Genomic DNA, 23,205 nt, shown 5'->3' on the forward strand with positions numbered 1-23,205 from the left:
GTTGGAAAAATGAAAAAGCAATTTGTTGTATATTCGACTGCATGTGCTTTTTTGCTGTCGGCTTGCGCCCCGGCTGGCAATAGTGTGCCCACGGCGACTCCCCAGAAGCAGAATCAGAATTCTGGCTGGGAGCAGTTTCAACAGTTAATTTATTCTGAAAATGCCAATCTGCCGCTGGCAGAGGCTTTGCGCTCATTGTTGCAGGAACAAAATCCCGAGGTGTTGGGATTTCTAAAAGCCCAATTGGAAGAAGGGAAGGCCTTGGTCTTCCCTGATGAAATCAGTCAAAGATGGGATATGGCGAAGAAAAGCATCATCGTCGGTGATTCTGCAGCCTTGGCTGACACCGATCTTCTGTTGAATACGTTGAATCTAAACTTAAAGGAAGTTCAGCGCAGCAATGCTTTTCATCATCAGTTGGAAGGTAAGATGGCGGGTCTGGTTCAATCGGTGGCTTTGCGCAATTTGCTGAAGGCCTTTGATGAACAGATCAAAAAAGACAGCCACGATATCGCGGTGGACGTAGTGGCAAAAATGAAAAAAGAACGGCCTGAGGTCCTGGATAAAATTGATAAGACCAAACTTATCGGCGATCGTTCCGCCCAGATTGAACAGATTGTTGCGTACTTAAAACAAGCTGACTATTTATTCTACCAATATGGATTAAGTGAAGATGATCAGGCCAGTCTGGCTCTTTACACGGCTGTGGCGGGGGCTCTGGCCTCTGTCCTGGCAGACTCTCCAACAGTCAAAACATTGTTGGTCAATATTCAGCAGATCCGTGACGTGGCGGATAAGGCCAAAAAGGTCGTGGCCCTGGCCGAGTCACTGCAGACATACAGCGAGTCCTTGAGGAAGGATGCGGTGGTGATGGGGGGCTCTGTTAAAAATATCTATGGGAAGATTAAAAAGCTGACGGATGATATTGATCTGTCCTTGTCTGAGCCGGGGAAAAAGCAGGCCCGGGAAATGATGGATGCTCTGTTGAACGGCCGCGCCTCAGAGCCACCGTCACCTGAGGTGGCGGCAGAACTGGAAAAGAAAGGTTTCTTTCAGCGCAAACGGGAGCTGGATTCTGATGTTCAAAAATTTGTGAATAGCGTCGACAACGCTTCAAAGTCTTTAGACAACATTCTGAAAACCACATTGCAGGTGACGGACGTTTTGGGTGTTAAGCTGAGCCCTGGTGTGACCAAGGCGATTGATACAGCCATGAAGATCAATCAGGGAATTCAGGCGGTCAGCGCCATCTCAAAAGCCTTCAGTGCCGGTGGCTTTGTCGGAGCCTTAGGAGCCTTCTCGGGTGGGCCGGCAACAATGGCATTAGCTGCCTTTGGTGGTTTGGGGGGTGGTGGTTCGGACCCGGCAGTGATGGCCGAACTGAGAGCCATCAAGCAGAGTCTTGCTGAAATCAAGGCCATGCAAAAAGAGATTCTTGAGAACCAAAAGAAAATGATGGTGATGATCAAGGACCTGGCGGTCATGATGGAGGAATACCATAGAGCCCAAATGAAGCAGGCGATGGATACCTACGAAGAGGTGTTAAACAACCGCAGTGCACTTACCGAGATTGATGAAAAATCGTTCCGCTCTTGTGAGGCGATGACGACCTTTGCTCTTAGCAAGGCGCCTTATTACAGACGCGTGGATTCTGCATCTTACAAAGCCAATACATCATTGAACGTCTCGAATATGGATCTGGTGCAGGAAATTATTCGTGACGTGACGGGGTCCCCTAAAGAACTGATGCAGTTTATTAACAATGGCTCGTCAGAGAACTTTAAGACGTGCCAGCAGGAAATGAGCACGGTCTTTATGACCCGGGACATCCGGAAGTTCAGTCGCGCCGCCTGGACGGAGGAAAAACCTGCCGGAAAAGAGGTGAAAGATGGTGGCGAAATTGTTAGAAGTTACTTCGCCCCTGCATTTTCCTATCTGCAAAAAATGACGGTGGATAAGGAAGCGCGCTGGCAGAAGTTAGGGCTTCATTTGCCCGTTCTGAATGTTTCGGCGTTGATTGCCAAGAAGTCCCGCTATGTGGATCAGCCAGGTCAAATCAATAATCTGATGGAGTTGCAGAGTTTGACAGCGACCCACAAGCTTGAAAAGTATGTGACCGCCTTGCTGCTTCTGCATCCTTATTTGACAGTGGACTATGAGATCTGGAATTCCTCATTGCAGGAAGTACTTACGATAGCCGTCACGGATCAAACACGGGAACGCACGCGGCAGCTGTTAAGCAATGCCTTCGAGCGCGTGCAAATGGCGATCGCACAGGAGGCCTTGCTCTCTGGAGAGCCTTTGTTGCCTCACTTGAGTTTGCACTGGACTGAATTGGTGAAAGAGAAGAAAAATTGCGAAGGAAAAGAGAAGTTCTGCTTTGTCCGTGAAAACAGTTTGATGATGGGAAATCTTCTGACTTATGTGCTTGTGCAACGAACAGGTGTCATTTCGAACACAGCCGAAGCCATAAAGAAGCGTCAGGAAATCTATCAACAGTGGCTGCGCGAACCAGCGGTTCTGGCGCAGGTTCTGATGGTGCCAGGTGAGGCCTTGGTGAAAGATGAAAAAGGTCGTTTACAGCTGGTGCTGGCAGAGGGGGCCGGTTTGAAAATGTTGTTGCCGGAGGTTGAGGTCGTGGCGTCAGGGCAGTTGCAGTACACTGAAGCGATGTCCCGCATGATTCAGTTGCAGCATCGTGTGGCTGATGAGCTGGCGAAGGTGTCTTCCTTGGGATACAGTTTCCAGGAACAGCAAAAACTCGCTAAAGCGATGTTCTTAAAATAATAAAAAAGGGACAGGTGCGGCCTGTCCCTTTTTTTTAGCCCAGTCGTTCCAAACGACTGATGTCGATGCGATTCCAAAGCCAGATGATAAAGACGATGGCAAAAAGAATGGTGACCAGTCTTAAAGAGCGGCGTTTTTCCATCTGGAAGTTCTCGGTCAACCCGACGGCCATCAGAAGGGCGGTAAAGGCAAAGCCTACTAGAGTGATCGGTGGAATCAGCTCAGAACCGACCTGAAAAATGAAAAACGGAATGTTTGCAAAAAGCAGCAAGGTGAAGATCTTGCGCAAAGAACACGTGCGCTTTTCAAAAACCTGGAAGTAGTAGTAGATAAATAGTGAACCGATGAAAGTTGTCACCAAGCCGACAATCGGGGACACGATAATGCCACCCATGATGCGGTAGAAGTTCGGCGGCACCAGTCCCGTCAAAACTCCGGAGATGATCGACAAAGACACCAAAGTCATCAAAAGCAGCGGCCAGTTCCAATCTGGCAGCGTCTTGATTTTTTCGATGGGATGACGAAGGTAGTTGATGATGTAGCGGACGACCTCTTTGGTCATTTCAAAAGAGGGCTGCTGCTTGTTCGGGGTGACGTCTCTGTAGTCGCTCATATTAATATCTCACCACCGCGCATAAAGTCTGGCAAGGTGTATTTAGGATTCGCGCAGATCCATCTCTGCCAAAGTTTGCGCTCGCTCAAGCAATAGCATTGAATTTTTTAAGGCGGATTCCGGGAAGGCCCCCAAAGAGTTGAGGCTGTTGAGGCCAGCCCGTCGCACCAGTTGTTTGTGCAGATGATAGCTCAGGTTCAGGAACAAGCTGCCTTTGTTATAGGTTGGCATCTCAAGGTCTGCGGTGGGGATCGGGAAGGCTTGCAAAGCCTGCGGACTGTTTTGCCCAGCATCGGTGATCTCTGTGATGCTCAGCACACTGCTGGAACGGCGATGGCGCAAAAGATCCTGAAACTCCTGCCAGGTCGGGGTGTCGACCACCAGATGAAAACGCCGTCCCAGATCCTCTTGCTGCTTTAGAAAGTGTTCAAAGCGTTCCTTACGCAGGTTTGCTTTGTTCCAGGGCAGATGCAAAGTGAAAACCTCATAACCATGCTCGGCCAAAAAGACGGTGTACAGATTCCAATAAGTGCTAAAGTAAAAAATGGAGCGAGGCCCGGTGACAAACAACAAGGGCCATCGAGTCAGCAGGCAATTGGGCTTAAGTTCGAAGGCGACATTCTGACGGCGACGGGCTCGGTTGCTCATCAAAGCCAAACCTAAAAGAAACACCGTTGTTGTCATCGCCAGAAGAAGAATATCCACGCGCTATTATATTGAGATTCTGATTTAAAAAGCAAGAAAACGAACTAGAAGCGCTTCAACCACTCCAGCAGGGTCAACACCACATCCGGACGCTCATCGGTTTGGCGAAGCTCAGTGCGAATGGACCACGGTCCTCCAAGGCGTCGACGAACGGTGAACTGCCTTTCTTCTGAAAAGTCTGACCCCATGCTCAGGGTGGTGCTGTCATCCAGACGGACACGGGCGGTGTAGGCCTTGGTCACCGGATTGTAACTGACGGACTGGATCGGAGTGGAAGACAGGAAGAGGAGCGAGAACAGTCCAAAGGCCCCATCGGACATCGCCCGGCTCATGCTGGCGGTGGAGTTGACCTCCTCTTCGTTCAGCTCATCCAAAGACTTATTAAACAGCAAGACCGAAACAATCTGCTGGCGATTTAGCGGTGGGTCACTTTCAAATTCGATGCGGGGTTTTTCGAGACTTCCTAAAAGAAGAATCCGGATGTCCACTTCGGGATTGGCATAGTTGATCTGACCGGACAGTTCCGGCACCCGAGAGTTGGCATGGAAGATCAGATCCACATTCTTCACGACGGCCTTCTTACGGAAAATCTCGAATGGAAAACTTTGAACGGCGACAGTGCCTTTCATCAGACCGTTGTCCTCAATATGCAGATCCACGGCCACCGGAATGTTTTGCGGTAGCAGTGACGACGAAATTTGAACAGGCTTGGCTGTTTTGACGTCCACCGTCCAGTTCAGTGCGAAGGGAAGCTTTTCCTTTATTGAAGGAGCAGAGACATCTTTAGGTGCGGTTGCCAAGGGCTCTGCTTTCAGAACAAAGCGTTTGTCGGGAAGTGCTTGCGGCGGGGGTTCCAGTCTTAAGGGAGGCGCCTCAAGAAGAATGTCTTCCAGGAGGCTTTGTACCTGAATGTTCAATCCCGTGGGTTTGGGCAACAAACCCGTGGTTGTGACTACGGCCTTTGTTGTGGTCCAGAGCTTTTGCGTCTTTGAGGCCAAGCGGGTTTGCATCTGCACAGTGCCAGACATGGGTGAAGTCAAGTCGGGCAAATGCGCTTCCGCCTGCAATAAAACCTCACCCTTCAGCACGTGAAAAGGAGCGGGAATCGCATAGGAAGTTTTTTCGAAAAGATCCTTCCACACTGTGAAGTCCGGAATTCTCACATTCGCAGAAAGATCAAAAATGGCTTTTACCCATTGGGGTTTAGAAGCGGGATTCTTAATCTCTGCAGCTCCTTGGGCGGAAAGTTTTCCGGTCATAAAGGCGGTTTCACCTTCAAGCCCTGCGGAACCCGACAGGCTAAGAATTTCATTGTCTCCGGTTCCTTGACTGCCCAAGCGAAGCTCCGCCGTCAGGCGTGTCTCGATATTTTGAAGGTTTTTAATTTTCTTTCTTGGCTTGGCAGTAAGGACGCAGTTCAAGTTTGCCAGCGAAGGAAAGCCTTTTTCACGGTGTAGGTCGCTGACGAGATAGCAATCTGAAAGTCCCAGCTCGCCGCCCCTCCAGATTTTTTTGGAACGAGCAGGCCCTGCATGAAGTTCGATCCGCGTCGGGGACCAAGTCAATGCGATCTGCGGGCGGATTTTTTCTGTTAGTTTTTTCGTCTGGATCAGAAGCTCGGGGTGGGCCTTTAAAGTGAAACGATCTTTCCAGGAAAGTTCCAGCGGAGCTTGAGCTTTTACAGAGCTCGCTTGCACCGTGGTTTGTCCCTGCAACGTTATGGACTGGGGATTTAAAGATCCCTGGGCCGAGAGGATTGTGGTGAAAGAGTTCTGCTGCCAAGCCTCGGCGTTGAGGGAAAATTCCACTTGGTCGCTGGGGGCTTGATTCGTGCGCTGCAGACGGGCTTTCGCTTGCAGGGGAGGTTTTTCCTTCGAAAGCAAACGGAGCTGATCCAGAGTGATATTCAGTCGGCCGAGCTTTTTAAGATCCAAAACGTGCGGGAACAGGCTGGAAAAAGCGGGCAGGCGCAGATCCGGCAGCAAGGACTTCGCTTTCTGCGGTTCGGTTTTTTCGGGAAGTTCCAGATCCAGATGACTGACGTGGATGCTCACTTCACTTAAGTTTGTAAGAACGGGTCTCAATCCTTCCATCGCAAAGGACAAGTCAATTTGCGTCTGAGGCAGGCAAGTTGACAGCAAAGGTCTGTATTCGACGCAAAGATTTGTGGAATGAAGAATCACTCTTTTTTCATTCCAGCGCAGGTTTTCAAAGCTCAGATCCAGTTTCTGCCATTTTACCTGAATTTCGGCCGGCGCATAGGTCAGAGCCTTTTTAATATTATTTTCGTTGATCAGTAAGGACGGATAGAGCCAGACAGTCAAAAGCACCGTCACCAGCAGAGCGACAAAGAATAAAACTACTCCGCCAAGGGCAAGAAGAACACTCTTCAGAGTCTTCATTAGAACTCCTTCCCAAAGCTGACAAAGAACTGATAACCCGGATTGATGCTGCTGGAATCACGGTCCACGACAAATCCGCGCCCCACGGTACCGCGAATGGTTCCTATCGGGGATCCCCAACGCAGTCCCACTCCCGGGGAATAGTAAAGGGCCGAATCCAGTTCCGTGGCCAAAATGCCAGCCTTGGCTGCATCCAGGAATATCAAGGGTTGCAGATTGTAGGGAAGAATATCATTCGCACGAAGCTCCAGGCCCTGATACAGCACTGTCAAGAATCCGTTGTCTGATGCGGGTAACTGCTTACGCGCAAACCCTCGCAGATCCGCATCACCCCCCAGGAAGAAGCGCTGAGTAACCGGTATATCCGGACTGTCGTTCTCGCCATCCGGCAGAATGAATGTGCCCACCCAGCCCCGCCAGCCTAAAACCAGGAAAGGTGGGTCCCATTCATTCAGGTTCCAGATGATCTGATGGCGCAAGGTCAGACGATGGATGTTGTCATCAGAAAGGGCTCCTTGCACCTGCGAAGACGCATTCAGTGTCACGCTCCATCCGTCCTGGGGATTGGTAAGAAAGTATTCGTAAAGATGACTGGTCAGGTTGATCTCTCCTGCGATACGAAGGGCGTCGATCTGATAGGGCTCCGGCCCACGCATCACGTCCGTACGCTCAATCAAGGGACCTACTTGCGCCACACCTGAATACGGCAGAGCCTCCCAGCCCAAGGCCAAACTGGTGCCCAACTGATAAGTCATGGCTTCATAAGAGCTTTCTGATTCCCGTTTGATCATGGCGGTGGTGAGCAAGTGCAGTCGGGAGGTCAGGTCCGAGGAAAAATAATGACGGTGTTTGCCGGTCAGGGTTTGTTCCAGCAACGAGGCAAACAAGGAGGCTTCCAGATTGTCGGCGGTTTCATTCAGGCGTGCTTGTTTCAGCATCGATCTAAACAGCGCGCCTCCTTCAGAATCAAACCCCAGGCCAAATGTCAGCAGACGGGGTTTGGCCGGAATCATCCTGCGAACAATCTCCACCTCGCCTTGAGCGGTGCAGGTGATGTCATAGTAGGTGCTCAGATAAAGATCTTCCTGCAGCACCCGGTTGGAAGTGATCTCCAAAAGGCGTATGTCAAATGGAGCACCGGGGAAAAAAGCCGAGTATCGATCCAGAATCGCGGGATTGAGATCCTCTTCGCCGACAGTTGTAATGGCACCAAAGCGATAGGCCGGCCCCGGTTCCACAGTCAGATTAAACTTTTCTTCAAGCACCAGGGCTTGTGCATCGATCTGAGGGCAGGGATAGCCGTGTTCCTGCAAGCGACGACGGGCCCAGTTGGTGATTTCATCCAGCGTGGCGGGGGTGAATGGGCGGTCTTTGATATAACGACGCTTGCGCCAGTTCCATTCGGCAGGAGCATTGTGGACTTCGAGGGTTTGCAGGGTGGAGCGGGGGCCGAGCTCCACATTCAGACTGTCGGCGGTACTTGTGAAAGTGGATTGGTGATAGCCCCGGCTTTGCAGAAAGCCCTTTAAGAAAAGGGTCCGCTGCGAGTTGGGCATGTTCTGCCAGGCCGGGCTTTTTGCTGAACCGCAAAGCCAGTCGTGTTCGGTGGAGCTGAATTCAATTTTTTCATCACCCTCAATGCGAATGCCGCACAGGCTCGTGGTTTCAGCCAATGTGGGGAGGGCCAAAAATGTTGAGAAAAGCAGCAGGAAGCCGAAAAAACGCATGCCTAGAGTTAACAGTTCTTAGGCATACGGGCAAGTTTCTGAATTACAATGAGGTGTTTAGGCGGAACGCGAAGTCAAAAGAGTTCTTGTCCGATGTGCTGTTCACCATAGCGGTGTGAGCGCTGACCTCGGCACCGATGGAAAGGTGCTTGTGAATCTGGGCGCTAAAACCTGTAGAAACCACCAAGGAAGGTGTTGTTTCGTCCACGCTGATGCCTTTGGAGGAATCAGAGAAGCGCAGAAAGCGGTTGGACAGGCCGGAGCTAATGGAATAGGACCAGATGCTTTCCAGGCGGTTGGTGTAGCCGATTTTCAGATCCAGTTCGCGCAAGGTCATCTCTTCACTGCCAGAAGAGGTGACGCCGTAGTTTTTAAACACACCTTCGGAATACCAGTTCGGCGAGAACAGATCCATTCCCAGGGACAGCTGAATGCCATTGGCGTGGCGGTTGAAGTTCTGGTTCTTGGCGGAAATATTTGTGAACGAGTTGGCATAGCCAATACCTGCATGCAGGCGAACGTCGTCAAAAGAGCTTGCCGATCTGCGGGCTATAGAGTTCTTTTTGGCGCTCAACTCATTGAGAAGGTCATCATAGCTGACTTCTTCATAGTCAGAGCCATTGGCGGCCTGGACTAAAGTGGGAGCGGAAATCAGAGCACAAGCGATCAAAGCGAACTGGATTGTTTTAATGATTTGCATACTTTGATTCTAGCAAGGCTTTGTCATTTTTCAAAAATTGATCTTTCGTTCTGGACCTTGTCTTTGGCAGAATAGAAGTATGTTGTCGTTTTTTCAGACTCGTCATAACTGCTATTGTGCCTTTTGCAAAAGCCCGCGCCGAATTTATCGTCGTAAGAATATTTCCTTTATGAATGTGTTGGGAAGTGCCCTGGCTTCGCTGGTGCTGATGTTCGCTTTGTGGCAGCAGTTTGATCCGCGCGTTTTGATTGTCTTTGTAATCTGTCTGGCAATCTCGGAAGTGTTCGTGAAGATCCGCTGGCGTTTGTCGGTGGTGTGTCGCTCTTGTGGGTTCGATCCGGTGCTTTATCTGAAGGCCCCGGAGCAGGCTGCAAATAAAGTGAAAGAGCAGTTGGATCAGCGCCGTCAAGATCCTAAATATTTGCTGGCAAAGCCGCTAAATTTGCCCGCAATTCCCGCAGATAAAGCGAAGGCTCTTCAGGAAAAGGGCAAAGGGCGCCTCGTCTCCCGATCCATTTGAGCAAAAGATTGCATGTCGGGGCTCTTTATGACAGCTTAGAGCCATGAAAAATCTGGTTGTCATTCCTACGTACAATGAAAAAGAAAACATTCAGGCGATCGTGTCTGCCATCTTTGCCCAGAATCTGGGCGTAGAGATTCTGGTTGTTGATGACAACTCTCCAGATGGCACCGGGTCCATTGTACGCGAAATGCAAAAAAGCATGCCGCAGCTTCATCTTCTGTCCCGCCCTGGTAAACAGGGCTTGGGGAAAGCCTATATTGCCGGTTTCCGCTGGGGTATTGATCACGGCTTTGAGGGCATTGTTGAAATGGATGCGGATTTCTCGCACCGCCCAGAAGACCTGGGACCTCTATTGAAGACCATGCAGGCCAATGATTTTGCCGTGGGGTCTCGTTATGTGCCAGGCGGCCGTACCGTGAATTGGGGCATCATCCGTAAGATCATTTCCCGTGGTGGCGGCATTTATTCGCGCATGATTTTGGGCTTTCCTTTAAACGACTGGACTGGTGGCTTTAACGCTTGGAAGAAAGAGGTTTTGCACGGCATTGATCTTTCATCCGTTGAGTCCAATGGTTACAGCTTCCAGATTGAACTAAAATACAAGGCTTTAAAGAAGGGCTTCAAAGGGGCCGAGTCTCCGATCGTTTTTGAAGATCGTCGCGTAGGACAAAGTAAGATGTCCCTGAAGATTGTACTTGAGGCGTTCTATCGTGTTTGGCTCATGCGTTTTAAATAAAGTTCTGGCTTGTCTGCTGTTGGTGTTGTTGCTGCCGTTAAGTGTGTGGGCGCAGGCTCAGCAGGCGACGGTCGTTATTGACGGGGCGCTGGTTTATCAGGATGCGGATTTTGATGCTCCGGTTATTTCCACTTTGAAGCTGGGAGGTGTTTACAGCATCTCCACCAAGAAAAAAGGCCCCTTTTATAAGATTCGTCTGAAGCCAGGTTATACCGGTTGGATTTCTGACACGGATATCAAGCCGGGCGTTATTAAAATCACAGCTCCGGAAAAGACCAAGCCCGAGCGCGAGGAAAAACGAAAGAAACCGTTCTTTGCGACTCGATATCGCGGACCTGTTCTGCAGTACACGAACTATATGGAAGACACCCTGGGTAAAGAGCGCACGGACGGGTTGCTTTTCTATGGTGCCAAGTTCAATGGTTTTAACACGATGTTCACGGGTGAGATTTACACGGACGCCAATATTTTATTCTTCTTCGGGGCGCCGTCTTACTATCAGGACTACACCAAGCGCTCAGCGGACGGATTTATTTTTATCGCTGATTTCCTTTTGCAGACCGTGATGCCGCAGGGGAAGAACATGCTGTTCTATTATGGTTTCGGTCCAATGTTTAAGTATTCACATTTTAATTTGGATGTTCCTAGTGGGGCCTCCAATGTCAGTTATTCCGCCGATGATATGAGTCTCGGGGCGGTCTTTGATTTGGGGACGGCTTTGCGCATGGGAGATTGGTCCCTGCGCGGCGACGTAAAGTACTACTGGGAGCGGACCCAATATCTTGCCTTCGGTCTGAGTTTCTCTCACGACTTCTGACGCATAGCTTCTGCAAAAGTAAGCAGGTACCTTTTCGGGGGACGGGGTGTTAAGAAAGGGCCGGGTTTGAGGGGGCCCTTCTGATGCGTTTAGTTGCGTTATTTATTTCTGTTCTGTTTGTTTCTTCCTTTTCATTTGCTGCGGATATTGAGCCTTATTTTGAGGCTTTGAAGAGTTCGGGGGCCAATTTTGAGCCGGATGGGACTGTCTGTGAACAGGTGGCCCGGGTGGATATCGAAAAAGAGTTCGGACCGTCCTATGAAGTGACGACAGGGATTGAGTACAGCCTGGGGGAGGACACTCTGGGGGAGCTCGACGTTGTTGTATTTGAAAAGGGCACTCATAAGGTCGTCTTGGTGGCCGAGGTGAAGTGTTGGAAGAATCTGCAGCAGGCCATGGACAAATTAAAAGCGCAACGCGATCGCTTTACGTGGAATCTCACTCAGCATGCCAACAAGATTCAGTTTCAGCCTCATGATCACAGGCTTTCCTTCCGGGTTGAGGACTTCCAAGGCGAGTTTAAATTCCGTGCCATTTCTCAGTTTGGCGGCCTGAAAAAGGGCTTTGATCAGGAAATTCAAATGACCCTGAGAGATGCTGAGCACCTGCGTTCCCGGCTGTTGAAATGCCAGGCCTGGGGCGAGTGTTTGCGTCCCCAATAGACCTTTGACAGGAGGGGGGAGCTCATGCAAATTCCCCCTATGTCGATTCAGATTTTATCTCCTGAAGTAGTGGACCAAATCGCCGCAGGCGAGGTGGTTGAGCGTCCTGCTCACTTGGTTAAAGAGCTTGTTGAAAACAGCATCGATGCCGGGGCCTCCCGCGTGCATGTTGAGTTCTTTGATGGCGGCCGTATTGTCAAAGTCATTGATAATGGCAAAGGCATGGCGCCAGAGGATTTGCCCAAAGCTCTGGAGAGATTTGCCACGAGTAAAATTTCCAAAACCGATGACCTCTGGAGCCTTCGCACTTTTGGTTTTCGCGGGGAAGCCTTGGCCAGTATTGCGGCCGTCAGCAAGCTGACACTGACTTCCCGTCGCAGTGGGGATGAACAGGCTCATCAGTTGATCAGCGAATACGGACGAAAAAAAGACATCGACAAAGTCGGTGGTTCTCAAGGCACCACCATTCTGATTGAAAATCTTTTTGACAACACACCAGCGCGTTTAAAATTCCTGAAATCAGATTCTGCGGAAAACACGGCGATCAAAACAACCTTGAAAGCCATGGCCTTGTCGCACTTTGATGTTGAGTTCCGCATCCAGGAAAACGGCAAGCTCGTTTCTTTTTGGCCTGCGTGTAAAAATCGCAAAGACCGGGTGGAACAAATTCTGGAAATCAAACCCCTTTTTGAAGGGGAAGCTGTGCGAGAAAACGTGCGCGCTTATGCGGTGTTTGCCGATCCCCACAACGTGGCGAAGACAGCCAAGAACATCTGGCTGTTCGCGCAGAACCGTTGGATTCAAGATCGCAGTTTGCAGGCGGCAGTGAATGAAGCTTACAGAAATCTTCTGATGCATGGGGAATACCCCATTGCGGCCGTCTGGGTGGAAACCGATCCTGACTGTGTGGACGTGAACATTCATCCGACAAAATCCCAGGTCAAGTTCCAGGATCCTTCACTGGCTTTCCGGGCTGTGGCGGGGGCTTTGCGCAGCACTTTGGAACAAGCCCCCTGGATTGTGCGTGGGGCAGAGAATGGGACTCCAGTCGTGTCACCTGCGGCAGTCACGCCCTCAATGCCTGCGATGCCTCAGCAGAACCTGAGTTTTCAGGATAAGTCTTTGGATGTGACTCAGTTCCAGAAAAAGGAATTCAATTTCCCGAAATCGTTGTCGCCCTCGTCGCTGCAGCAGCCTCAGACGACCTATCAGGCGCTGGCAGAAGCAGCCAGTTCCCGGGAAGGTTTTGCTCCGGCCGGGACTGCTTCAGTGGCACCAGAGGCTCCGATGGGTTATTGGTCTTCGCTGGAGGTTCTGGGACAGGCGAATTTGACTTACATTGTGACCCAATCCCGTGAAAAAATTGTTTTCGTTGATCAGCACGCCGCTCACGAGCGAGTGGTGTTTGAAAAACTGATGACTGCTTGGAAGGGGGGCAAGATCGATGTTCAGGAATTCCTGTTCCCGTTGGCGATAGATATGTCACCGGAAAAAGTTGAAGCTCTTCTGGCGATGGGAAAAGAAATTGAACGCCTGGGTGTGCACATTGAAGCCCTGGGGCCAGGCACGGTGGGCGTGAAGGCGGCTCCATTGATGATCAAGGAATCCAGTCTGAGCGCGGTTTTGGATAAAATGGCGACCGAGATTGTCGATCAAGGGGGCAGTTATTCTTTGGAGCGCACGGTGGGGGACATCTGTGCCACCATGGCCTGTCATTCGGTGGTTCGTGCCGGGCAGTCGCTCAGTCTTGATCAGATGAAAAATCTTTTGCGTGATATGGATTTGTTCCCGCTGTCCAGTTTCTGTCCTCACGGTCGTCCGGTGAGTGTGGAGTATCCGTTTTATAAACTGGAAAAAGACTTCGGGCGAATTGTTTAGATGGCACAACGACACGTGATCTTTGTAGTGGGTGCAACTGCCACCGGAAAATCCGAGTGGGCCCTGAGGCTTGCTCAAGAGTATAACGGTGTGATTGTGAATTGTGATTCAGTGCAGGTGTATAAAAAGCTGGATATCGGTTCGGCAAAGCCCTCCAAGGAAGAACAGGCCCTGGTGCCGCATTATCTGCTGGATTATGTGGCACCTCCGGAAGAGGTGACCGCAGGCAACTATTGTCGGGATTTTTATGAGGTCTTAAAAACCATCCCGCAAGAAAAGCCGGTGTTTGTTGTAGGCGGCACGGGTTTTTATTTTATGGCCATAGAAAAGGGCATGTATCCGGTCATTCCGGTTCCGTCTGAAATCCAAAAACAGGTCGAGCAGGAACTGAAAACCGATGAAGGGGCGCGCCGACTGCATGCAGAAATGACAGCGGCCGACCCTGAATACGGTGCCAAGATTCATTTGTCAGATCGCTATCGTATTGGTCGCGCCATTGAGCTGATTCGCAGTCAGGGGAAAAGTGTCACCCAGATTCAGCGGGAATTTGAGGCTCAGCGTGCGCCGTTTCCGTATCCTCTTTTGAAGATCGGTCCGCAATGGGACCGTGAGGTTCTGCGCGAACGCATCCGCTTGCGGGTGCAGAAGATGATGCAGGCGGGGTTGGTGGCAGAAGTTCAAGGTCTTCTCGATGAAGGTCTTGCTTCCTGGGCCCCGATGAGCAGTGTGGGTTATAAAGAGACATTGGATTATTTAAAAGGAGCCCAGAACGAAGAGCAGCTCTTTGAAGAGATCGTGAAAAACACGCACCAACTCGCCAAAAGGCAGAGAACCTGGTTTCAAAGAGACAGTGAGATTCAGTGGTTTGATGGGCACTCGGGTTTTGCAGAGGCAAGAGCCGTGGTCGAGAAATTTCTCAAGCCTTGACCCTGATTCCGGGACAAGTCGAGAATAGAGGTAATTATGAAAAGCATGACAGGGTACGGCACCGCAAGAGTTCAGACTAAAGACGTCACTGTGGAAGTGAGCATCCGTTCTGTGAACGGTCGTTTTTTGGAGCCGCGATTTCATTTGCCAAGAGAATTTGTTCCCTATGAAGGGGAGTTGAAGAAAGTTCTGGGCGCGACGTTGTTGCGTGGGACTGTGGATGTCTTTGTGTCCCGTCGGGTGAAAAACGTGGCGGGCAAAGCGCAAATGACTGTGAACGACGCCTTGGCGAAAAAGTACATGGCAGCTTACAAGCATCTTTCCAAAGAGTTGGGCGTTCCTATGAATGTTCATCTTGAAGCTTTGGCGCGCCTGCCGGAAATTATCAAAATCGAGGACAGCTACGAATTGTTCAGCGGCGAAGATAAGATTCTGAAAAAGGCCTTCGCTCAGGCCTGTTCCAATTGTGATAAGGAACGCTCACGCGAAGGGAAATTCCTGCAAAAGGATCTTCAGAAGTTGTTGGTGTCTTTAGAAAAACAAATCAAGGTTATCAGTGAGTTACGCGGCGAAGCCAATGCGCAACTTCAGGACCGCTATGAGCAGAAAATCCGTGCGCGTCTTAAGGGAAATGAGATTGATGCTGCACGGTTGTCTCAGGAAATCGTGATTCAGCTTGAAAAGGCCGATATCAACGAAGAACTGACCCGTCTGACGGAACATATCAAGAACTACCGTCAACTGGTAGGTTCCCAGCAGGCCGAAGGCAAGAAGCTTGATTTCTACACGCAGGAGCTGCTGCGCGAAGTGAATACGATTGGGTCAAAGTCTCAGGTAGCCAAGATCACTTCGGCTGTGGTAGAAGCAAAAACCCTTATTGAACGACTTAGAGAACAGGTACAAAACGTACAGTAATTATGAAAACGCGCATGATTATCGTCGCCGCTCCAAGTGGCGCAGGAAAAAGCAGCTTTGTTGAAAGGATCACTCGGGAAGATGCCCGTTTGGTGGATATTATCACTTTCACAACGCGCTCCATGCGCAAAGGGGAGTCCGAGGGGCAGCCGTACAACTTCATCACTCATGAGGACTTTGAAGCCAAGATAAAACAGGGTTTCTTTGTTGAGTGGGCGAAGGTGCATACGAACTTCTATGGAACGTCTTACGAGTCCCTAGAGTCTGCCTGGAAACAGGGCAAAACCGCTATCATGGATATCGATATTCAAGGGGTGGCGACCTTTAAATCCAAATTTGAGGACGCTAAGACCATCTTTATTCATCCGCCGTCCATAGACGAGCTGCGTCGCAGGATCGAAAAGAGGGACGGGAAGGTGCCTGCGGACATTGAGGTTCGTATGGCCAACGCGGAAAAAGAGATTCAAGAGGCCTCTAAGTTCGATTATCAGATCGTTAACGACGTGTTTGAGCAATCCTACGCGGAATTCAAAAAAATCGTTGAAAAATTGCTAACTTAGCGTTAATATACCCAGATATATTTTTTCGGAGGCGTAATGGCTCGTGTAACCGTAGAAGATTGCTTGGAAAAAGTTCCTAACAGATTTGCTCTTGTCCTGATGGTGGCTAAGAGAGCGAAGCAACTTCTTAAAGGGGCGGAAGCAACAGTTTCCACTCGCAGCAACAAATACATCGTCAGCTCTTTGCGTGAAGTGGCAATGGGCAACGTGGGTTACCAAGAAAGTTTGGAAGCCGCAGAAGCTATTCGTCAGATTGAAAAGGACCTGAACAAGTAGTCCTTGGCAAAAATGCGATATCCCCTCGTGGGAAGGTGAAAAGGGAGGTCAAAAAACCTCCCTTTTTTGCGTTTTAAGGGTCCCTAAAGATGAACCTGTCTCCACTTTGGGCGAGGCGACAAAAAACCAGTAAAATTAGCAATTTATTTCGGGTAGGCTAAAAAGTATGTTTAGTCTCCCGAAAGAGGATAGCTTATCCAATAAGCCCGTTAAAACTGTCGATGATCTTTTGGCCCGCATTCGCAGCTATTATCCGAATGCAGATCTCAAAATTATCGAGAAGGCATATTCGTTCTCTGAAAAAATGCACGAAGGACAGATTCGTCGCAGTGGAGAACCCTATATTTCTCATCCTCTTTCTGTTGCCGCCATTCTGGCGGATTTTCATCTGGATCTGGACACCATTGCCACGGGTCTTTTGCATGACACGGTTGAAGACACAGCGGCCACCCTGGAAGATATTCGTCGTGAATTTGGCGATGTGATTGCGCATCTGGTGGATGGTGTGACCAAGATTGGTCAGATGAAGTTTAAAAACAGCCATGAAAAACAGGGCGAAAATATTCGCAAGATGATCGTGGCGATGGGTAAAGATGTGCGTGTGGTTTTGGTGAAATTGGCGGACCGCTTGCACAACATGCGAACCCTGAACTTTATGCCGTTTGAAAAACAGGAACGCATTGCCTTAGAGACTTTGGAGATCTACTGTCCATTGGCAGGTCGCATGGGTATCAGTTCATTGAAGATTGAACTGGAAGATCTTTGTTTCCGTTACTATCGCCCTGACATGTACTACGAACTTGTTCAGCAGATCAAAAAGACCGAGGCTGAACAAAATCGTTACATCGAAGAAGTAAAACATCTTATTGGAAAAGAACTGACCAAAGCCGGATTCCGGTTTGAGGTTTACGGACGCTCCAAGCACTTGTGGTCGATCTATCGCAAGATGCAGTCGCGTAATATTGATTACGATCAGGTCTATGACGTTCTGGCGTTCCGTGTGTTGGTGGATTCCGTGGCGGAATGTTATGCAGCTCTGGGATTGGTGCACTCGCTGTGGAAGCCAATTCCAGGCCGGTTTAAAGATTTCATCGCGATGCCCAAGGCCAATAACTATCAATCCCTGCACACGACGGTGATGGGGCCTGGCGGGGAACGAATTGAAATTCAGATCCGCACCCATGAAATGCACCTGGTGGCAGAAAAAGGGATCGCTGCGCACTGGAAGTACAAAGAGCGCGGCAAAATGGGGGATGATGAGGATCTGCAGCAGGCGAACTGGTTGCGGGATCTGGTCAGCTGGCATCAAAACGTGCGCAATCCCGACGAGTTCCTGGACACCGTCAAGACGGATTTGTTTGAAACTGAAATTTACGTCTTCACTCCGACGGGAGATGTACGAGAGTTCCCGGAAGGGGCGACACCGGTGGACTTTGCATTCGCTGTCCACACGGAACTGGGGAACCGCATCGTCGGTGCCCGTGTGAATGGTCGCATGGTGCCTTTGAAGTACCAGCTGCAAAACGGGGACACGGTGGAGGTTGTAACCTCCAAAACACAAGTGCCTTCGAAAGACTGGCTGAAATTCGTTGTTACCAATAAAGCCAAATCCAAAATCCGCGCCTTCGTTAAGGAAGAGCAGCGCCGTCGCGCCATCATGCTGGGGAAAGAGCTTGTGGAAAAAGAGTTCCGCAAGTTTGGTATGGCAGCAGTGAAGTATCTGAAAGGTCCCGCCTTTGAAACTTATTTAAAGGATCATGGCCTGGCAGATCTGGATGAACTGTATGTGACCGTCGGTTATGGAAAACTTGAAACCCGTATTCTGGTAGAAAAGCTTTCGCCGGAAAATCTGGCGAAGGAAGCTGCAAAAACAGAAGACTCCACCTTTATGGAGAAGGTCATTCGTGCGGCAACACAAAAAACGCGCAAGACCAATTCTTTGATCAGTGTGGATGGTATGGATGATGTTCTGGTGCATTATGCGAAATGCTGTCATCCGATTCCAGGGGATCCGATTGTGGGCTTTATCAGCCGTGGGCGTGGTATCTCTATTCACCGCAGTGACTGCCGCAAGGCCTTTGAATTCGATCAGTTACGTAAAGTGGATGTGACCTGGAATGTGAAGCAGGCCGGGGAAGGTCAGGAACGTATTGTGCGCTTGAAGATTATTTCTCAGGACGTTCCAGGGTTGCTGAAGCTGATGTCGGAGGCCTTTGCCCAGCAGGGGATCAATATTCAATCTGCGCAGATCCGCACGACCAAAGACAAAAAAGCGGTCTGTAACTTTGAGGTCAGTGTCCGTGACTCCAGTCAGCTGAATCAGGCGATTTTCGAGATTCAGAAGATCAAGGGGATCATTGGAGTCACCCGTGTTCTTCACTAATTTAAAAAGAAATTTGCATTACGTGTTGGCTCTGTCGGTTCTGGCAGTGGCCTGCGTGGTGCTGTTTGGCTGGGTGATTAAAAGTGCATCTGTGGTTCAGGTGCGTTCTGATTTTGCTCCGATGGTGGTGAACACGGCCATCAGTTTTTTTATTATCAGTTTGTCTTTTCTGATTCAGCAGGGAAAGTTTCAAAAGCTCTCTCAGTACCTGAGTTTTTCTGTTGGGGCATTGGCCACGGCGACTTTGTTGCAGTACCTGACGGGATATGATTTTGGTATAGATCAGTTTTTCGGTCCGGCTTTTTATTCTATAGGTGTCAGTTCTCCAGGGCGCATGGCGATTAGCACGGCCGTGTGCTTTTTGCTTTTAAGTCTTTCAGATATTTCTATTGGCAGCACCTATGCCCGGCGGATGACGAAAGTCACGGCCAGTTCCCTGGTATTGGGTTTTGGTTTCCTGGGCTTGTTGGGATATTTCCTGGATTTTAGTTCCGAGTATGGATGGGGTAATTTTTCGCGAATGGCAATCCATACCGCGGTCTGTTTCATGCTTTTGGCGACGGCCCAGCTTTGGAGAGTTCGCATCAATGTGCGTGGTGAGGAAGACGGGCGAACGGCGACGGTGCCGATCTATGTGGTTCTGATCGGCGTTTTAGTTTCTGTGGCGATCTGGCAGCTTTTGTTGCTGAAGGATATTGAAAGAAATCGCAGCGTGACTTTGGTGCGCGCTGAAGGATTCAAGATTAAGCTGGATGGAACCTTTGTACCTCTTGAGAAGGCTTTGCAACACATGGCTCGTCGGATGGCGGCGGGCGCATATGCTGATGAGACGATGTGGCGTCTGGATGCGAAGTTCTATTACGAGGAGTTCAAGGGGATTCGTCGACTGATGTGGTCAGATCAGAAGCTGGTGATGCGCTGGCTTTATCCAATGGATGACTTTAGTAAGTCCATTCAGAACACATCACTGGGGCGCTCTCCCGAGATTGCTGAGGCTTTGGATGCGGTTCGCAGTTCCGAAGAGCCCCGCATTTCCCGCATCTTTGAGATGAAATCCGGCGGGCGAGGCTTTGGTATTCTGGTGCCTGTGATGCAGAATCACAAATTCCTGGGTGTAGTTTCGGCCGCGATAGATCTAAAGAGCTTTGTCGATCGGTTTGCACGCGCTGAAGGGTATCACATTGCAATACTGCAGAACGGAGAAGAAGTCTATCGCAGCTTTGAGTGGGATCCGGTGCTTTCTCGGGATTGGATTTCGAAGGTTCATTACAACAACCTGGGTGTGGACTGGGTGATCTCATTCACTCCCACGACCGGGGTTATTCGCCAGAACACGTCGTCTTTGCCACAAATGGTTTTGGTTTTTGGTGTCAGTATTACTGTATTGCTGGGCTTGGCGTTGAGTTTTTATAACAGAGCCACGGAGCTTGGCAAAAGGGCGCGTGCCGTTGCAGAGTGGAAGTCTGCTGCGATGGATGCCACACCGCTTATGATGGTTTCCATGGATGAAAATGGAATCATCCGGGAAATGAATTCCTCGGCGGAGGCTTTGACGGGGTGGAAGTCCGAAGAAGTGGCTGGAAAACACATGCCGTCTCTTATGCATGATCATCAGGACTTGATGTTGTTCCGTCTAAGGATGGAAAGCGAGATGGGGAAACCCCTTCCAGAGGCGTTGGACCTGATTGAGGCGATGTTCTCAAAGGGTTACAATGAGGCTTCCGACTGGGTGTTTGTGGGGCGTGACGGCCGCCGTTTCGAAGGGACGCTGTCTTTGGGCAGAGTCGTTGATGAAGAAGGCCACGTCACCGGTTATCTGGCCGTGGTAGAGGATGTGACACAAAAGCGCGCCAAGGAAAGACAGCTCAAAGAGCAGGAAAAAAAGATCATCACCTCGTCTCGACTGGCGTCGTTGGGTGAAATGGCGGCGGGGATTGCGCATGAAATCAATAATCCCTTGACCATCATCAACGGTCACCTGAGTGTTCTTCGAAGACTCCTGAACAACCGGGGACTGGCTTCAGACATGGAAGTGCAAAAGCGCATGGAGGTGGCTGAGTCGACCACCAATCGTATTGCAAAGATTGTCAAGGGCCTGCGGTCCTATGCGCGGGAGTCCGATCAAGGGGATAAAGAGCGTGTTGTGGTGGAGGCCATTGTTGAAGACACACTGGCCTTCTGTGCGGATAAGTTTAAAGGTGAGGGGATTGAGCTGGTCAGTCGTCTGGAGCCGCACTTGGAAGTCGTCGTTCGTCCATATCAGATTTCACAGGTGCTGCTGAATCTTTTGAATAATGCGGCTGATGCCGTGGCTGGCTGTGCAGAACGTCGTGTGGTTATCGAGGCTGCGGCTCGTAACAATGGCGTGGAAATTTCGGTCACCGACACGGGAGTCGGAGTGCCACCCTTCTTAAAAGAAAAAATCATGGAGCCTTTTTTCACCACCAAAGAGGTGGGTAAGGGAGTGGGGCTGGGCTTGAGCATTTCTCAGGGGATCATTCAGGCTCACGATGGGAAGTTCTATCTGGATGACAGTTCGCCCAAGACGCGCTTTGTGATCTGGTTGCCGATGCAAAAACAATAAATTAAAGATTCCAGGCCCAGCCGGCTTTGATGGAGATCATGCTGGCTTTGACGGTGTCAGAGGGCGGGAACATATTGTATTCAAGACTGATGGGGACGTAGTTCTTGCGGCTCATTTGCACGTCCACGCCGCCACCCAAAGTGAAGACCTGATTGGTGGAAATCTGTGATTCATTCAATGCTGTACTGCTTTTAGAAAGAGCCAGCAAATAACCCATGCCTCCGCCGACCCAGATGCGGTACTTGTCCTGCAGGGGATACCATTTCAAGAGCCCGTACAAAGACAGATAGTTGATTTTAGCGTCGCAGTTGGTGCTGTTTTGGCAACCGGCAGAGGAGGCCGAGCCGGTGACATTGAACTGTTCAATCGCGGCAAAGCCCCGGCCTACCAAGCTGGAGTTCAAAACATAGTCATAAAATCCACCGACTCCAAAACCGCTGCCGGACATGCTGGCTGAAGTTTTTAGCATGGTACCAAATCCAGGATCACGATAGGTGATATCCGCGTCCATGGTGGACATCAAATAGCCGCCCGTGATGCCCCAGGAATCTTTCAAAACGCGCAAATAGCCGGCGTTATTGCCGCTGGTGCTGCCAGAGGATTCAGAAGACGCTGGGACATCGGCGCTCATAGACGAGGGGGCTTTGGCCTGCAGAGTGGAACCGCTGACGGCTTTCCCGCGCAGAATATCCCCCAGAGCTTTTCCGGGTTTTACCTGTTTGATGCGAATGATGGCTGTGCGTTTTTGGGTTTCGGGATTGATCAGATAGAACTCGTCGCCGACTTCGGTGGTGTCGCCATCCAGATTGATCAGAACTTTTTGTCCTTTGACGGCAGACACCGTGGCGGCAAAGCCTGCAGAAGAAAAACTAAGAAGCAGGCAGATGGCAAGGAGGCGGGTTCTGAAAATCACGGGACCTCTTTCTATTCAAGTGTCATCAGGTTGTTTTCGAGTTCTCGGATGAATTGATCTTTGTAAAGTGTCCAGACGGTGTCGTTGGCAAATTGATAGATGCAGGACTGGGTTGTTTTTTCACTTTTTTGCAAAGCCTTCACTTCCACGACTGAGCCTCGTTGAGTGCGCCAGATTTCCAGATCTGATTCAGCCAGGACCAGCTCGTACTCATGTGCCGGGAATTCCTCGTGGAACCAGGTTTCAAGTTTGCCTTCTTTTTTGCAATTAATAAGTTGAAAAGAGGCGCCGGCAACTTTTCCGGGTGCTTCGGATTCAAATTGCTTACGACCCTCTGAGCGGTAGACAGTGCAACCGCCAAGAAAAAAAACAGCAAGGGTGGAAAGTACTAATGCTTTCATAACCCCTTTATTATAGGGCATTTAAAAGGCAAAAAAAAAGCCCCGAATTTCTTCAGGGCTTTTGGCTTATCTATTTATGCCGATGCTGCTTCAGCTTGCACGCTTCGCGTTCCAGCTCTGCCCGCGGGGCGGCTTAGAAAGGGATCTCGTCGTTGCTGTTGAAGCTTGGCTCCGGACCGAAATCTTGGAAGTTGAAATCGTCGTTGCCACCCATGGAGTTGCTGGAGGATTTTTCACCTGTCGCGCCACCCAAGAACTGAACAGTGCTGGCCACGATTTCAGTGGTGTAGCGTTTTTGACCTTGCTGGTCTTCCCACTGGCGAGTTTGAAGTTTGCCTTCCACGTACACTTGGCGACCTTTAGAAAGGTGTTTGCCACAGATCTCAGCCAACTTGCCCCAAACTGTGATACGGTGCCATTCCGTGCGCTCTTGTCTTTGACCGTCTTTAACCCAGGTTTCACTTGTTGCCAGGTTCAAACGCGCAACAGTGCTGCCGCTGCCGATAGCTTTTACTTCAGGATCAGCGCCCAAACGGCCTACAAGGATAACTTTATTTACTCCAGACATATTCCCTCCAATAATTGACCCATTCGTTTTTGGTCAGATTAAGAGTGAAGTCAATAAGGACTTCCGACTCAAATTTAATTACCAAAGAGGTGTGCAATTATTAAGCAGAGCCCCGCATCAAGTTAATT

The 23,205-nt window shown here is 50.0% G+C and carries 20 protein-coding genes; 12 read left to right on the forward strand and 8 right to left on the reverse strand.

Annotation, left to right across the window (positions count from 1 at the left end; translation table 11 throughout):
* Positions 1–9: 9 nt before the first annotated feature.
* Entirely contained in the window at positions 10–2,787 is a 2,778-nt protein-coding gene (locus tag ACZ50P_RS06865; RefSeq protein WP_464134539.1) for a hypothetical protein, read from the forward strand.
* Positions 2,788–2,821: 34 nt separating this feature from the next.
* Here the strand turns inward: ACZ50P_RS06865 and ACZ50P_RS06870 are convergent, their stop codons facing one another.
* From ACZ50P_RS06870 to ACZ50P_RS06890, 5 genes are read right to left on the reverse strand one after another with little or no spacing between them, the layout of a single operon-like run.
* Positions 2,822–3,400, reverse strand: a complete 579-nt coding sequence (locus ACZ50P_RS06870; protein WP_464117272.1) for a Yip1 family protein — start codon at positions 3,398–3,400, stop codon at positions 2,822–2,824.
* Positions 3,401–3,442: 42 nt separating this feature from the next.
* Positions 3,443–4,105 carry a hypothetical protein gene (locus ACZ50P_RS06875; RefSeq protein ID WP_464134541.1) on the reverse strand — a complete coding sequence of 221 codons (663 nt, stop codon included), beginning with the start codon at positions 4,103–4,105 and terminating at the stop codon, positions 3,443–3,445.
* Positions 4,106–4,149: 44 nt separating this feature from the next.
* On the reverse strand, positions 4,150–6,507 hold the full coding sequence (locus tag ACZ50P_RS06880; protein WP_464134543.1) for a translocation/assembly module TamB domain-containing protein: 2,358 nt from the start codon (positions 6,505–6,507) through the stop codon (positions 4,150–4,152).
* Entirely contained in the window at positions 6,507–8,234 is a 1,728-nt protein-coding gene (locus ACZ50P_RS06885) for an autotransporter assembly complex protein TamA (protein WP_464134545.1), read from the reverse strand. Before ACZ50P_RS06885 ends, ACZ50P_RS06880 begins: the two co-directional genes overlap by 1 nt.
* Before the next feature lie 43 nt (positions 8,235–8,277).
* Positions 8,278–8,934, reverse strand: a complete 657-nt coding sequence (locus ACZ50P_RS06890; RefSeq protein ID WP_464117268.1) for a hypothetical protein — start codon at positions 8,932–8,934, stop codon at positions 8,278–8,280.
* 79 nt (positions 8,935–9,013) lie between these two features.
* On the opposite strand from ACZ50P_RS06890, the gene ACZ50P_RS06895 reads away from it, so the two are divergent.
* The 11 genes from ACZ50P_RS06895 to ACZ50P_RS06945 all read left to right on the forward strand — a co-directional run bounded on the left by ACZ50P_RS06895 (position 9,014) and on the right by ACZ50P_RS06945 (position 21,195).
* Positions 9,014–9,454: a hypothetical protein gene (locus tag ACZ50P_RS06895; RefSeq protein ID WP_464117267.1), complete on the forward strand. Its 441-nt coding sequence runs from the start codon at positions 9,014–9,016 to the stop codon at positions 9,452–9,454.
* A 43-nt stretch (positions 9,455–9,497) separates the two neighbouring features.
* Positions 9,498–10,193, forward strand: a complete 696-nt coding sequence (locus ACZ50P_RS06900) for a polyprenol monophosphomannose synthase (protein ID WP_464134547.1) — start codon at positions 9,498–9,500, stop codon at positions 10,191–10,193.
* Entirely contained in the window at positions 10,168–11,010 is an 843-nt protein-coding gene (locus ACZ50P_RS06905) for an SH3 domain-containing protein (RefSeq protein WP_464134548.1), read from the forward strand. The genes ACZ50P_RS06900 and ACZ50P_RS06905 overlap by 26 nt, the downstream gene beginning before the upstream one ends.
* Before the next feature lie 83 nt (positions 11,011–11,093).
* Complete coding sequence (locus ACZ50P_RS06910) at positions 11,094–11,672, forward strand: hypothetical protein (protein ID WP_464134551.1); 579 nt, start codon at positions 11,094–11,096, stop codon at positions 11,670–11,672.
* Positions 11,673–11,696: 24 nt separating this feature from the next.
* On the forward strand, positions 11,697–13,550 hold the full coding sequence (gene mutL / locus ACZ50P_RS06915; RefSeq protein WP_464134552.1) for a DNA mismatch repair endonuclease MutL: 1,854 nt from the start codon (positions 11,697–11,699) through the stop codon (positions 13,548–13,550).
* Positions 13,551–14,477 carry a tRNA (adenosine(37)-N6)-dimethylallyltransferase MiaA gene (gene miaA / locus ACZ50P_RS06920; RefSeq protein WP_464134554.1) on the forward strand — a complete coding sequence of 309 codons (927 nt, stop codon included), beginning with the start codon at positions 13,551–13,553 and terminating at the stop codon, positions 14,475–14,477.
* Positions 14,478–14,513: 36 nt separating this feature from the next.
* The gene (locus tag ACZ50P_RS06925; RefSeq protein ID WP_464134556.1) at positions 14,514–15,392 is read left to right on the forward strand and encodes a YicC/YloC family endoribonuclease; all 879 of its coding nucleotides are present in this window, start codon (positions 14,514–14,516) and stop codon (positions 15,390–15,392) included.
* A gap of 2 nt (positions 15,393–15,394) precedes the next feature.
* Positions 15,395–15,952, forward strand: coding sequence for a guanylate kinase (gene gmk / locus ACZ50P_RS06930; protein WP_464117260.1), 558 nt, complete (start codon positions 15,395–15,397; stop codon positions 15,950–15,952).
* A gap of 36 nt (positions 15,953–15,988) precedes the next feature.
* Positions 15,989–16,228: a DNA-directed RNA polymerase subunit omega gene (rpoZ, locus tag ACZ50P_RS06935; RefSeq protein WP_464117259.1), complete on the forward strand. Its 240-nt coding sequence runs from the start codon at positions 15,989–15,991 to the stop codon at positions 16,226–16,228.
* 166 nt (positions 16,229–16,394) lie between these two features.
* Positions 16,395–18,611, forward strand: a complete 2,217-nt coding sequence (locus ACZ50P_RS06940) for a RelA/SpoT family protein (RefSeq protein ID WP_464117258.1) — start codon at positions 16,395–16,397, stop codon at positions 18,609–18,611.
* Positions 18,598–21,195 (forward strand): ATP-binding protein, encoded by a 2,598-nt coding sequence (locus tag ACZ50P_RS06945; protein WP_464134559.1) that lies wholly within the window; start codon positions 18,598–18,600, stop codon positions 21,193–21,195. Before ACZ50P_RS06940 ends, ACZ50P_RS06945 begins: the two co-directional genes overlap by 14 nt.
* 1 nt (position 21,196) lies before the next feature.
* On the opposite strand, the gene ACZ50P_RS06950 is transcribed toward ACZ50P_RS06945, so the two are convergent.
* The 3 genes from ACZ50P_RS06950 to ACZ50P_RS06960 all read right to left on the reverse strand — a co-directional run bounded on the left by ACZ50P_RS06950 (position 21,197) and on the right by ACZ50P_RS06960 (position 23,077).
* Positions 21,197–22,108: an outer membrane beta-barrel protein gene (locus tag ACZ50P_RS06950; protein WP_464134560.1), complete on the reverse strand. Its 912-nt coding sequence runs from the start codon at positions 22,106–22,108 to the stop codon at positions 21,197–21,199.
* Between the two features lie 11 nt (positions 22,109–22,119).
* Positions 22,120–22,509: a hypothetical protein gene (locus ACZ50P_RS06955; protein WP_464117255.1), complete on the reverse strand. Its 390-nt coding sequence runs from the start codon at positions 22,507–22,509 to the stop codon at positions 22,120–22,122.
* A gap of 133 nt (positions 22,510–22,642) precedes the next feature.
* Positions 22,643–23,077 carry a single-stranded DNA-binding protein gene (locus ACZ50P_RS06960; RefSeq protein ID WP_262552480.1) on the reverse strand — a complete coding sequence of 145 codons (435 nt, stop codon included), beginning with the start codon at positions 23,075–23,077 and terminating at the stop codon, positions 22,643–22,645.
* Positions 23,078–23,205: the final 128 nt, after the last annotated feature.

It is taken from the genome of Bdellovibrio sp. CKG001, from assembly GCF_055397465.1.